Below are 13,816 nucleotides of genomic sequence, written 5' to 3'. Positions count from 1 at the left end.
CGGGTTTTAGTCCTTCAATGCCTTTTCTTTTATATAACTTTACCCACGACTCCACTGTACCGACAGGCACTTGAAAGTGCCAAGCGGTTAAACCATAACCATCATTACTCTTAAAATAATGTTCAATAACTTGTTTTTTAAAATCGAATGGATATTTTTTGGCCATAATTTTGTTCCCAAAAGTAGATTTAAACAATCCAACTTTTGGGGGGCAGTTCAAAATCCCCTAAAAACCCCTCGCAAGGCTGCAGAATGTGGCCTGCGGCTACCCTCCGCCGTCGCTCGGTCTTAACGCACCGGCTATGATTCGCTCCCGGCGAAGCATAGCCTCGCCAAACATCCCTGTTTGGCGTGCTAACCTCGCTCTGTTGTCGGCACATTCTGACGCCGGAATAAGACAAATAACATAACCATTGTTTTTGGGATGGGGTATTGTGTTTTTATAAGGTTTTTTTTGTTAAAAAACATCCAGAAAAACTTAAATAAAATCAATATCTTTCCTGACCGATTTTTGGGCGGAAAATCAGGCCTTTTTGTTTTGGTGAATAGGATGGATTGGGTGTGGTGGTTTCGGACGTTTTGACCTTGGGTGAATAAAATAGCTATCGTGACCACGTCCGAGTCAGGGAATTAAAGCGAATTCCCTGACAACCCACGCTTTGGCTGCAGAATGTGGCCTACGGCTGCCTGACGCCGGAATAGGACAAACAACATAACTATCGTTTTTGGAAAGATTGTTGTGTTTTTATAATTATCTTTTTGATTTTATTTTGATTAAACGCCTACTCGGCAGTAAACTGAGTTGCTAAATTTTTAGTAGAACGATCGAGTTTGATTGGAAATTTATTATTTATCTAAATTCTTTTATTACAATGTTCAGCTAATTTCCTTAATGAATGCTCATCTGCTAATTTAGGAAGGTTATTTCTGACGCTACTTCTTTTTTGAGCGCTTGCAATCCTGTCACCAAAGTATTTTTTGAACAATATATAATCAGGTTTACTTTCAGGCTCAATATCATAAAAGGCTATTTTGCCATAAATAGAACACAACCAATCTGCGCATTGTATCGTTTGATATAATTTACTATCTACTTGTACTGGGGCTTCTATCAATTGATATTTTTTCTTTTGGTGCATATCATAAATGGCTTTTTTAACTAGGCTTGCACTGTCCTCATTATCATCCATAAATATCAAAAAATATGAGTTTTTATTTTTGAACTCATCGTCAAGTCTTTTAATAATTTCACTTAAACAAGATGTATACACAGTTAAAGGATTATGACGTTCTATTTTTTTATTTTTAGCTTCTCCAACAAAAAATAGAAATCCTCCTTTATCTGTTATTTTATTTATTATTCTATTGGTTGATCGAGTTATTTCATTTTTGTAATTTTTCAAATTTGTTACGGAGTATTGTTTCGAGCCTTTCTTTTCCCACATTGATAGTTGAAAATTACCTCCATCCTTTTCAATATCTTTCCTTGCTTTTGGTATATCATAATTTGAAAATAGATTTTGCTTCAAATTGAAAAAAAATGATGAAAATGATCTAGCTTCACAAATAGGAATAACAAACCCTCCAAGACCAAAAACTGGGTGAGTTTTATGTTTTGGATGATCGGCAGATATATACGGACCTATATGTCCAAATTCATCAAGATATACTATGTAAGTATCCTGCATTAATATATTTTCCTATACGCCAAATACGCGGAAGCCCAACTTAAAGTCGGGCCCCGGAATCAGCAGCGAACATAATAAAAAAGTCCGCTCCTTGCGTATAAATATAACCATCCTAATTTAATATGTCAAGCATTTTTCCGTTTTTTCTAAACAGCCTAAAGCTATGTTATTTGTCCTATTCCGGCGTCAGAATGTGCCGACAACAGAGTGAGGTTAGCACGCCAAACAAGGATGTTTGGCGAGTTTGTGGTGCGTCTGGAACGCGTCCACAAACGGTGCGTTAAGACCGAGCGGCGGCGGAGGGCAGCCGCAGGCCACATTCTGTAGCCAAAGCGTGGGATTGCAAAGGGAATTCGCTTTAATTCCCTTTGCTCGGACGTGGTCACTGTAGCTATTTTATTCACCCAAGGTCAAAACGTCCGAAACCTGCGCACCTAATTTATTCTATTCACCAAAACAAAAAAAGACCTGATTTTCCGCCCAAAAATCAGTTAGAAAAAGCATTGATTTTATTGAGGTTTTTATTTGGTGTTTTTTTAGCAAAAACACAACACTAAGCAATAGCCCCATCGGGCACAGTGTGCTCTGTTATTGACTGAAATAGTTTTTTAACTCTTGAATAAACGCACTATCAATCATAGGCGGATATTTGTTAGGTTGCCATGACGATAAAAACAGTAAATGTTGTAACGTTAAGGGTTTGTTTATGTTGCTGAGTGCTGTTTCTGCTATTGGCTCTGAGTCAGTTAAAATCGATGATTGTGTTTGAATTAAAGACTGCGGTAAAGAGGTTGAGCTAGGATTGTTAGCGGTTTGCTGTGATTGTTTTTCTTGGTTTTTTCTATTTTGGTATAATTGACACTGCTGTTGGTACCAAACTTGGTAGCCACTTAAATCGTAATCATCTAATAATTCATAGCCGTAAACAGTCGGTACCGCTTTAGGATAACGTTTATTAATAATATTTGCAGGAAACCCGCCACACACAATAATTTGGTCGAGTTTTTTTATGTGTTTGATTATCGGTTTTATGTTGAACCCTAATAATTGACTCATGACATAAAATGACTGGTTATAAGCCTTTAAAAAAAGGCCTTCTTTCAAAAAATGTATCGGATTTTCACTTAATCTTAATTTTTGTTCTATTTCCATTACATGACCCTCTTTATTTAATTTTACCCTTGTGCCACCGCCATCGACACTTTCAGCGTCGTCGGCGGCGGGGGCGGCGCGATTGTGGCTTCACCGCAACAGCGCAACCCTAAGGGAAAATGCCCCAACTGACGCGGGGGCGTTATTCTTTGTTAGATTGTCCTCTCAGGCACCATAACCACCCCCGCGGCCCAAGGATTAAGGAATAAGAAATAAAAGCTAAGGTGTGGTGCAAACAGCAAAATAGCCGTAGGAACCTCTGGCGCTGTAGATCATGCCGCTGCGCGACTCGACATAATAGTAGCCATAGCTACCTGGAGCGTCACTCGTCCAGTCGCCGTCGCGGACGAAGCCCGCATCAGCGTAGCCGTTCAGGTAGCCCCACTCCGTGAAAAACCCAGCACCTATGTTACGCTGGTAATAATTACCAGATGAGGATGGTGAGGCGCCAGAAATAGAAAAACTACCTCTTCCGACTGCATTGGTTAAATCCCTTACACTAGCAAGACGATAACCCAAACTACTACACCAAGATGAGTGGTTAAACGGACCACCCTCTTTATCACCCCGATGGACGAACCACTGCCTCAACACAAATCCATAACGAACCTCATTACCTCGACGATCCCTTCCGACTAACTCAAAGGTCTGTGGCAAAGATAGCGACGGAGTAAGCCGACTAGGATTATCTGACTGTATTTGAGTGCTATCCGCCCTAGGACCATGCAACGTTACCCGTGTTACATAACTAAATTTATCAAAAATCCATCTATCTTTGCCTGTGCTTTGGTTTGGCAATCTCCAACTCACCATTGCTCTTATACTACCATTCGTGTTAACTGTCCAACGCAACTGACTTGCATCCACGCCAACAATGTCCAAATCAAAATACAATCCATCTGCTCCTGTAGTTGGAAAGTTTTGGTCGTAAGATGCAGAATCGTTAGACTGAGTTAAAAAACCCTTTTTAAGAAACCATATGTTAGCTGGGCCTGCGTAGCGAGGATTGTCGATAGAATCGATGCCAGTAGTACCACCATATAACAAATTCGGCCTGACCGAACAAATAACAGGCTGTGACGGCAAAGTGATATAATAATCCGCTGTTCCTCCGTTAAATGTACTACTTTTTGGCACACCATAACGGGTCTCTAAAGTTCCCCCTGTACTATCTAAAGTGACCTTATAAGGCGCTTTACATATACTTAATGTATCACCACGACTTACTGTTCGACCATTCTTATCCTTTATTACTAACGATATACTCCCTGATGCTGTTACTCCATTGACTCCCTGTCCATCTCCATCATCATCTCCCCACTTCCCTTGACTAACCAAATCACTTATACCTACTGAATACATTCTATTTATCCATGGGGCCGATGCCGGTACCACTGTGTGTATATCATTAAAAGTAAAATTACCATTGGGTAATCTTATCGGATTTGTGGGACTCGATGTGTTTGTCGATGGCGTGATACGCCTTCCATCTGGCAACTCGATTGCCAAAAAAGTATCCGTATTAGTTGCCTTTGTCTGTCCCCCATCAAACGTTAAATACGGTGCACTACCCTCTATTACCCTTGATGTATGTGCCGTTAATGCCACAGAACCCTGTGAATACGACAACAACAACAGCGCGAAGAACAACGCCGATTTAGATAACAATGAAGGTTTAAATAATAACCTCGGTTTGAATAGTAATGACGGCCCTAATAACCACTTGGATATCGACGATAATTTTGCCGAACATGTGGCCGATGACCTGACCAAAGCGGTTTCCGAGAATGTTGTCGAAGGACCCGACGAGAACATCGCCAGTAAAAACCGCGATAACGTCTCCGATTTCGCTACGCGAAATGACCTCGGTGATGAAAATAAGAACTGTGTCTGATTTAGACTATAGTGAAAATGAAAAAGTTTTAGGGCGTAGGTTTGGCATGCCAGATGCCAGATGCCATAAATGGTAACGCATTTCGATTATCCTGTCAAGTAATTTTTTGTTTTATTTACACTTTTTATAACTGACTGCTCGACTGACGAGCTTTCCCTTGCTTTTAAAGCGCTTAAATTATAACCGGTTGATTAATAATGCGCTAGTTTTTTTGTTAGTTTTTTGTAAAGTTTTATTAATGATCTGGGTTGGGGTTTGTTTTTTGTTTTTTTGGGGGTAGTGGTTTTGGCTAAAAAACATCCGATAAAAACTTGAATAAAATCAATATGTTTTCTGACTGATTTTTGGGCGAAAAATCAGAACTTTTTTTGTTTTGGTGTATAGGATGGATTGGGTGCGGTGGTTTCGGACGTTTTGACCTTGGGTGGACAAAATAGCTATTGTGACCACGTCCGAAACCTTCCCGTACTATATATACCAATTAACCGCTCGGCAATACCGAGCGGTAACAAAGAGTAACCTATCCAACTTAGGTGATTTGTGATAAAACATCTGATGATTTTTAAAAAATTATGTCAATAATGAAAAGTAAACACACGTTATTTTCTGACATACATATTTTAAACATAAAAATCAAATAATTGTTAAACAAGAATGATGGGAAAGGAAAATGATAGATATAAAAATTTTACGTTATTTTCTTGCTCTTGCTAAAGAAGAAAGTATTACCGCTGCCGCCAACCATTTGCATCTAACTCAACCTACCTTATCTCGTCAGTTGATGGAGCTTGAACAAACACTTGGCACCCGCCTATTTATTCGTGGCAGTAGGCGAATTACCTTGACCGATGAAGGAATACGATTACGTAAACGTGCCGAGGAGATACTGGAACTTGTGCATAAAACAGAAGAAGAGTTTCAAGCACCCACCGAAAGTATTTGTGGTGATATTTATATTGGTTGTGGTGAAACCGATGCAATGAAGTTGGTGGTGAATGTGATTAAATCAATGCAAGAGGTTTACCCACACATCCGCATCCATATTTATAGCGGTAATGCAAATGATGTCACCGAACGTATTGATAAGGGATTACTTGATTTTGGTGTGTTAATTGAACCGACTCATCTAACAAAATATGAATCATTGTGCCTTCCTCAACAAGATACATGGGGGGTATTAATGAGAAAAGATTGTGCGTTGGCAAATCTTGAAGTCATTTCTCCATCTGATTTATGGTCATTACCACTGATTGTTTCCCAACAAAAATATGTTAGTGATAGCATTGAACAATGGTTTAAACGAAACTATGAAAAATTAAATATTATTGCAACATATAACTTAATATTTAATGCAGCTTTAATGGTTGAACAACATATTGGGTATGCCTTGTGTTTAGATAAACTGATTAATACAGAGGGCAATAACCCGCTTTGTTTTAGACCTTTATATCCAAAATTGAAAGTAGATGTGAATATTGTCTGGAAAAAATATCATGTATTTTCTAAAGCTGCTGAACTGTTTTTAAAACAGCTAAAAGAACATTTTTGATATTCATCTGCTATTTTATAATGATGAGCAAAAGCAAGGGAGCTTCGTAAATTCTTACTCCCTTTGCTATGGGATAATATTTCATTAAAAATTAATGACTATTTTAAATGCGTTTTAAAAAAGGTTGTTAATTTATCAAAAGGGATTAAATCGATTCGATCATAAAGATCAACATGCCCAGCTCCTTTTACATAATAGAGTTCTTTCGGCTCTATTGCGCAGTTATAAGCATCTTCACTGAACTCTTTAGAATGAGCCTGATCACCTGTGATAAATAACATTGGTCGTGGTGAAATGGTTTCAATATCGTTAAATGGATAGAAGTTCATAAATTTTACATTACTGGTTAATGTTGGGTGAGTCGTTAGTTCTGGCGTTGAACTGGCTGGCGTATATTCACCACGAGGCGTACGATAAAAATCGTAAAATTCATGGGCAATTGGACCATCTTCTGGTTTGAGTTGCCCTTTATTGACCGAGCCACTTGTATATAATGTTTGACCACCGGTAAATTCAACATAACGTTGTTCTGCCGCCTGTTTAATGATCTGTTTTCGCTGTTCAAGTGTTAACGAATGGTGAAGAGCATTGCGATTGGCCGCACCCATATCGTACATACTGACTGTCACAATAGCTTTCAAACGAGGATCAATTTTAGCGGCACTAATAACAAAACTACCACTACCACAAACACCAATTACGCCAATATTGTGACGATCCACAAAAGTTTGAGTACCTAAATAATCAACTGCAGCACTGAAATCTTCTGCATATATATCGGGCAATACAACATTACGCGGCTGCCCCTCACTCTCGCCCCAAAAAGATAAGTCAATGGCTAATGTAATAAAGCCTTGTTCAGCCATTTTAGTCGCATATAAATTGGCACTTTGTTCTTTAACCGCACCCATTGGATGTCCAACAATAATGGCGGGGTATTTATTTTTTGGATCAAGCGTTTTAGGCATAAATAAATTTCCAACTACGCTCATTTTATATTGATTTAGAAAACTCACTTTTTGCATAGTGACATTATCGCTTTGATAAAAATTATTCGCATTGTTAGACATATCGGCTCCCATTACTGATGGTGATAAAAATAACCCAAAAAGACGATTAAAGCAGTACTATCTTTGAAATAAAATAAAACCTTTTTCATTAATGTGATCACTTTTAATAAGTGAGTTTTAATTTAACACTTTCAATCAATTGTAAAAAAATATTACTATGCAATAGGATGTCCTGTTACACGAGTAAATAACCAAAAACTGAGTTTAATTAATATCAAGGCACATAAAAAAATTAGCGCAGAACTAAAAAATATACCTTGCATCCCCTTATGATCAAAGATGATGCCTCCCATTGCCGCTGCCAATCCGATAGAAAATTGAATCGCCGCAACAGATAATCCGCCCATCATTTCGGCTTTATCGGCAAGTGTACGTACAATCCAAGTAGACCAACCCACAGGAATAAAACCAAACATCAACCCCCAAGTAATAACGAGTAACATGTTGAATGTTATATTTTTATTGATAAACATTAAAATAATAGCAAGTATCAATAAAATAAAATGAACAACTATCATCGTTATTTTAAATTGTTTGCCCATCACAAAACCGGCAATAAGGGTGCCAATACAGTTAGCAATGCCAAATAGAAGTAAAAGCGTAGAGAGGGTATTTGTTTGTAAGGCAAGATTATGCTCTAAAAATGGTCTTAAATATGTAAAAAATATGTGATATCCCCCATAACTAAATATCGTGGCTACTATTCCTATCGTTATCCAGCGCTGTTTTAAGAGAAAAAACATATTTTTAAAACTATTACCTTGCTGTGCAGGTAAAGTAGGTAATGCAATAAATTGCCAAATAAAGGCGATAGCACCCAGTAATGCCGATAGCAAAAAGATATTTCGCCAACCAATCAGATTACCTAAATAGCTTGCTAATGGTAGTGAAATAATCGTTGCAACTGAAACACCAGCATAGATAATACTTAATGCACGAGATAGATCTTTTGTCGGTACAAGTTGTAGCGTTACCGCTGAGGCCATAGACCAAAAGCCACCAACACATATCCCCAATATGCTTCGCCCTATCAGTAGAATGATATAATTAGGTGTAAATGCGACTAATATATTAGCAATTATCAATAAAATAGAGAGCGTTAATAACACTAATCGTCTATTTATTTTTTTTGTTAGCGGCGCTAGTAGCAAACTTGCAATAACAGCAAAAATCCCCACAGCAGTGACCGTTTGCCCTGCCATTCCTTCAGTAATTTTTAATGTTTGTGCAATAGGTGTTAATAAACTAATAGGAATAAACTCAGCCGCAATAAGACTGGTTACCCCCATAAATAATGAAAAAACAGCAGACCAATGGGATGTTTTTTCTGATTCTGTCTGACACGATAATAGTGTTTTCATGACATAAAGTACCTTTTATTCAACTAGCTCCATAGCGGCATTAACGTTGAAACCTTGGCCAGTAAAATGCCTCTAAACCAAAAACCAACTTATCTATATAGATAAGATCAGAGCGGATAACACAAGCAGAAATAGTTTAAATAGCTAACTTCAAAAAAGTATAGGCACTTCATCAATCTATGTAAAATACTTATATTTTATAGTTATGTATGCCTTAAAGGCATAAATTGATTTTTAGATTAGGTGTATTTGGTGCTTTGTATTATAGCTATCCACATCAAAACTAGAAAATTGTTATAATAGCAAAAAAAAACGCTCTGCTTTATAAAACAGAGCGTTTGGAAGAAAAGGGAAAAAGTAGAAGAATTAGAATTCTATTAACTCTTTTTCTTTATCGGCAAGCACTGTATCTAATTTTTTAATTGCGGCATCTGTCGCTTTTTGGATTAAATCTTGTGCTTTACGCTCATCATCTTCTGAAATTTCTTTATCTTTTAGTAACGCTTTGATTTGATCGTTGGCATCACGGCGGATATTACGAATAGATACACGACCTTGTTCCGCTTCGTTACGAACAATTTTAGTTAAATCACGACGGCGTTCTTCTGTTAGTGGTGGCAATGGTACACGAATAACGGTACCTGCTGATGCTGGGTTTAACCCTAAATCAGACGTTAAAATTGCTTTTTCAATAGCTGGGGTTAATGATTTATCAAATACGGTGATAGCTAGTGTTCTTGCATCTTCAGCAACGATGTTAGCTAGTTGACGCAGTGGCGTTGGGCTGCCGTAATATTCAACCATAATGCCATCTAATAAACTTGGTGATGCACGACCGGTTCGAACTTTAGAAATATGATTTTGAAACGCATCAATGCTTTTTTCCATGCGCGTTTGCGCTTCTTTTTGAATCTCGTTTAACATAATAAAAGCCTTATTTAAAATAAAGATAATTAACTGGTTACTGTTGCTTTGTTATTAATTAATGTCCCTTCTTGTTCACCTAAAATAACGCGACGCAATGCACCAGGTTTATTCATATTAAAGACACAAATGGGTAGATTATGATCTCTTGCTAATGTGAATGCAGCTAAATCCATCACTTTAAGTTCATCATCAAGCACTTTGTCATAACTTAAAGTTTTATAAAGTGTTGCTGTTGGATCTTTAACAGGATCGGCTGAATAAACACCATCAACTTTGGTGGCTTTTAAAACAGCATCAGCTTCAATTTCAATACCGCGTAAACATGCAGCTGAATCGGTGGTAAAAAATGGATTGCCTGTTCCAGCAGATAAAATAACTACTTTACCATGACGAAGCAAGCTAATTGCTTCGGTCCAGCGATAATCATCACATACACCGTTTAATGGAATGGCTGACATTAAACGGGCATTAACTTCAATTCGGTGCAACGCATCTCGCATCGCAAGACCATTCATTACAGTTGCTAGCATCCCCATATGATCGCCAACAACACGGTTCATTCCCGCTTTAGCAAGCCCTGCACCCCGAAATAGATTACCGCCCCCAATAACAACAGCAACTTGAACATTCATTTCAATTAGTTCTTTGATTTCTTGCGCCATGCGATCTAGAACGGTTGCATCAATACCAAAACCTTCGTCACCTTGTAGTGCTTCGCCACTGAGTTTAAGAAGAATACGTTTATAGAAAGGGGTCACCATATTGAAGTCTCACTATTTCGTTGTTTTATTACTCAATAAGCTAAAAAATTAGCTTATAGTAATTTTAAAATATTTTGTAGATAAACAAAACCGCCTTAACGGCGGTTTTTTGAAACGATTAAGATTGTTTCGATATTGCAGCAACTTCTGCAGCAAAGTCAACTTCGACTTTTTCAATACCTTCACCCACTTCAAAACGGATGAATGAAGCAACTGCTGCTTTTTTCTCTTTTAATAAGTCGCCAACTGTTTTTGCAGGATCCATAACAAATGGTTGTCCAGTTAGTGATACTTCACCAGTGAATTTACGCATACGGCCTTCAACCATTTTTTCAGCGATTTCACGTGGTTTACCTGATTGCATTGCGATATCGATTTGAATGTTACGTTCATGTTCAACAACATCAGCTGGAACATCGCTTGGATCAACATATTCTGGTTTGCTTGCAGCAATGTGCATTGCAATATGTTTAACTAATTCATCATCAGCACCATTAGCAGCGACTAATACACCAATACGCGCACCGTGTTGGTAACTACCCACAACATCACCAGCGATTTGTGCAACGCGACGAATGCCGATGTTTTCACCAATTTTAGCAACTAAAGCTGTGCGCTCTTCTTCAAATTTAGCTTGTAATGCTGCGATATCGCTAGTGCGTTCAGTTAATGCAGCTTCAGCAACTTTATCACTAAATGCTAAGAATCCAGCATCTTTCGCAACAAAGTCTGTTTCGCAGTTTACTTCTAAGATAATACCAAATTTTTTGTCCGCAGAAATTTTAGAAATAATAACACCTTCAGCCGCAACACGACCCGCTTTTTTAGCGGCTTTTGCTTGACCTGATTTACGCATGTTGTCAATTGCAAGTTCGATATCACCATTAGCTTCAACTAATGCTTTTTTACATTCCATCATACCTGCGCCAGTTCTTTCGCGCAGTTCTTTTACCATAGAAGCGGTAACTTCAGCCATTTTTTAATCCTCTATTTAACCATTGTGATAACTTTCATTAGAATGGGTCGATAGTATTAAGTATCGACCCTGAAAATATTTGAGTTTATTACTCTGCTGCTGGAGCTTCTTCTACGAAGCTTTCTTCAGATACTGGAGATTGGTTTTGCTCACGACCAGAACGTACTGCTTCAGCAACTGCATTTGCATATAATTGAATTGCACGGATTGCATCATCATTACCTGGTACGATGTAATCAATTCCATCAGGATCTGAGTTAGTATCAACAATAGCAATAACTGGAATACCTAAATTGTTAGCTTCTTTGATAGCGATATGTTCGTGGTCTGCACCAATCACAAAAATCACATCAGGTAAGCCACCCATATTTTTAATTCCGCCCAAGCTATTTTCTAATTTAGCCATTTCACGAGAACGCATAAGCGCTTCTTTTTTGGTTAATTTATCAAATGTACCATCACTAGCTTGTGTTTCTAAATCTTTTAGACGTTTGATTGATTGACGTACTGTTTTCCAGTTAGTCAACATACCACCTAACCAACGGTGATTAACATAGTATTGTCCACAACTTTCAGCCGCTTGTTTAATTGCTTCGCTAGCTGCACGCTTTGTACCAACAAATAAAATTTTACCTTTACGAGCAGCAACCTTGTTTAATTCAGCTAATGCTTCGTTGAACAATGGTACTGTTTTTTCAAGATTGATAATATGAACTTTGTTGCGTGCACCAAAAATAAATGGTTTCATTTTTGGGTTCCAATAACGAGTTTGGTGTCCAAAGTGTACACCCGCTTGTAACATATCGCGCATTGATACTGTAGTCATGATTTCCTCATTTTGACGTTGGGGTTATGCCTCCACATATCCGCTTTAACCGACCTAATTACACAAGGTAAAAGGCACCCCGGAAAAGTGTAATAATATGTGTGTGTTATAACGTTAATTAATCATTAAATTTAATGCTTTTATTCGTCATTACTTTCGCAAAAAAATAATGTGAAATGTAGCGCGCGTTTTATACCATAAATAGTATAAGATTACCAGCTTTATTTCTATTTATAGACTGTTAGCGAAGCTAATTAACATTATTTAGATGTAGGTGAGCTTTATTAAGCTTTCATTGCTTATTTAAAAAAATAAATAAAATCAATATTTTTTATAACAGTTTTTGAGCGGTGATTTTTATATTAGATTATTTTTTAGGGGGGGTAGGTCGTTCTGTAAGCGAACGCTTACAGAACAATGATAATAAAACTAGCTAAATAACTTATGGCATTGTAGGCAGATCCAATCCCATATTCCACCAAAGAATCCGGTTTCTTCGATATCTTGTAAAGCAACAAGCGGTTGTTCGTTAATGACTTTGCCATCTAATAAAAACTGCATTTTACCTACCGCATTACCTTTGGTGATAGGTGCATAGATGTAATCGTCAATTTTATATTCGACTTGTACATCAGCCGCACGTCCTTTTGGTACGGTAATAAATGCCCCATTAACTGCACCCAGTTGGATTTTGTTTTGGTCGCCATACCAGATGGTTTCGGTAGTAACTGGAGTTCCAGCCTTAACAGGGTTTGCGGTTTCAAAGAAGCGGAATCCCCAAACTAATAACTTTTTACTTTCTTCTTCACGACCTTTAAAGGTGCGACCACCCAGTACCGCTGAAATTAAACGAGTATTGCCATCAACCGCTGAAGCAACTAAATTGTAACCTGCGGCATTGGTGTGGCCTGTTTTGATGCCATCTACATTTAATGTGGTGTCCCAAAGTAATCCATTTCGATTAAGTTGGGGTTTTGATAGAGTATAGGTAAATTCTTTTTCTTTATAAATGGAATATTCTTCGGGTAAATCACGAATTAAGGCCTGCCCTAAATATGCCATATCTTTGGCTGTGGTGTATTGGCCCGGGGCATCAAGTCCGTGTACAGTTTCAAAATGGGTATGATTTAGTCCAATTTTTTTGGCGTAATCATTCATTAAGTTAACAAAAGCACCTTGGCTGCCAGCAACATGTTCTGCCATGGCGATACACGCATCGTTACCTGATTGAATAATAATACCTTTGTTAAGATCGGAAACGGAAACTGTTTTACCGACTTCTAAAAACATTAATGATGACCCTTTTAACACAGGGTTACCCGTTGCCCAAGCATCTTTACTAACAACAACCATATCATCATTTTTTATGCGGCCTGATTGCAATGCTTGCCCAACGACATAACTAGTCATCATTTTAGTTAAGCTTGCAGGATCACGCTGTTGCTCGGCATTATACTGCGCTAAAATTTCGCCTGATTTTGCATCAATTAAAATATAAGCTTCTGCATCTAATTGCGGAATAGCTGGAATAGGAAAAGCCATTTCAGCCGATGCAGATGAACAAATAGCAAGCGCTAATAAAGCAAAAGATAATTTAAATTTACTTTTCATT

Annotated in this window: 12 protein-coding genes; 1 reads left to right on the top strand and 11 read right to left on the bottom strand. The window is 37.8% G+C overall.

The window, feature by feature from the left end:
• The 4 genes from ACYH9I_RS10255 to ACYH9I_RS10240 all read right to left on the bottom strand — a co-directional run.
• Positions 1-166: helix-turn-helix domain-containing protein (locus ACYH9I_RS10255; RefSeq protein WP_483560633.1), on the bottom strand; the 166-nt coding region annotated here is incomplete at its 3' end.
• Between the two features lie 688 nt (positions 167-854).
• Positions 855-1,688, bottom strand: a complete 834-nt coding sequence (locus tag ACYH9I_RS10250) for a DUF3800 domain-containing protein (protein WP_483560629.1) — start codon at positions 1,686-1,688, stop codon at positions 855-857.
• 588 nt (positions 1,689-2,276) lie between these two features.
• Positions 2,277-2,840 carry a hypothetical protein gene (locus ACYH9I_RS10245; RefSeq protein ID WP_483560628.1) on the bottom strand — a complete coding sequence of 188 codons (564 nt, stop codon included), beginning with the start codon at positions 2,838-2,840 and terminating at the stop codon, positions 2,277-2,279.
• A gap of 219 nt (positions 2,841-3,059) precedes the next feature.
• On the bottom strand, positions 3,060-4,655 hold the full coding sequence (locus ACYH9I_RS10240) for a hypothetical protein (RefSeq protein WP_483560627.1): 1,596 nt from the start codon (positions 4,653-4,655) through the stop codon (positions 3,060-3,062).
• 752 nt (positions 4,656-5,407) lie between these two features.
• On the opposite strand from ACYH9I_RS10240, the gene ACYH9I_RS10235 reads away from it, so the two are divergent.
• Positions 5,408-6,283, top strand: a complete 876-nt coding sequence (locus tag ACYH9I_RS10235) for a LysR family transcriptional regulator (protein ID WP_483560632.1) — start codon at positions 5,408-5,410, stop codon at positions 6,281-6,283.
• A 98-nt stretch (positions 6,284-6,381) separates the two neighbouring features.
• Here the strand turns inward: ACYH9I_RS10235 and ACYH9I_RS10230 are convergent, their stop codons facing one another.
• The 7 genes from ACYH9I_RS10230 to ACYH9I_RS10200 all read right to left on the bottom strand — a co-directional run bounded on the left by ACYH9I_RS10230 (position 6,382) and on the right by ACYH9I_RS10200 (position 13,815).
• Entirely contained in the window at positions 6,382-7,365 is a 984-nt protein-coding gene (locus ACYH9I_RS10230) for an alpha/beta hydrolase (RefSeq protein ID WP_483560626.1), read from the bottom strand.
• Between the two features lie 143 nt (positions 7,366-7,508).
• Positions 7,509-8,714, bottom strand: coding sequence for an MFS transporter (locus tag ACYH9I_RS10225; protein WP_483560625.1), 1,206 nt, complete (start codon positions 8,712-8,714; stop codon positions 7,509-7,511).
• Between the two features lie 366 nt (positions 8,715-9,080).
• The gene (gene frr / locus ACYH9I_RS10220; RefSeq protein WP_483560624.1) at positions 9,081-9,638 is read right to left on the bottom strand and encodes a ribosome recycling factor; all 558 of its coding nucleotides are present in this window, start codon (positions 9,636-9,638) and stop codon (positions 9,081-9,083) included.
• Between the two features lie 29 nt (positions 9,639-9,667).
• The gene (gene pyrH, locus ACYH9I_RS10215) at positions 9,668-10,402 is read right to left on the bottom strand and encodes a UMP kinase (protein ID WP_483560623.1); all 735 of its coding nucleotides are present in this window, start codon (positions 10,400-10,402) and stop codon (positions 9,668-9,670) included.
• A 118-nt stretch (positions 10,403-10,520) separates the two neighbouring features.
• The gene (gene tsf, locus ACYH9I_RS10210; protein ID WP_160403018.1) at positions 10,521-11,378 is read right to left on the bottom strand and encodes a translation elongation factor Ts; all 858 of its coding nucleotides are present in this window, start codon (positions 11,376-11,378) and stop codon (positions 10,521-10,523) included.
• A gap of 88 nt (positions 11,379-11,466) precedes the next feature.
• Positions 11,467-12,204 carry a 30S ribosomal protein S2 gene (gene rpsB, locus ACYH9I_RS10205; RefSeq protein WP_483560622.1) on the bottom strand — a complete coding sequence of 246 codons (738 nt, stop codon included), beginning with the start codon at positions 12,202-12,204 and terminating at the stop codon, positions 11,467-11,469.
• 429 nt (positions 12,205-12,633) lie between these two features.
• A complete protein-coding gene (locus ACYH9I_RS10200) occupies positions 12,634-13,815 on the bottom strand; it encodes a serine hydrolase (RefSeq protein WP_483560621.1) in 1,182 nt (393 codons plus the stop codon).
• Position 13,816: the final 1 nt, after the last annotated feature.

Source organism: Gilliamella sp. X-23 (genome assembly GCF_057063545.1).
Note: the sequence above shows the minus strand (reverse complement) of the source record. Positions and strands in the feature narration are given on the sequence as shown.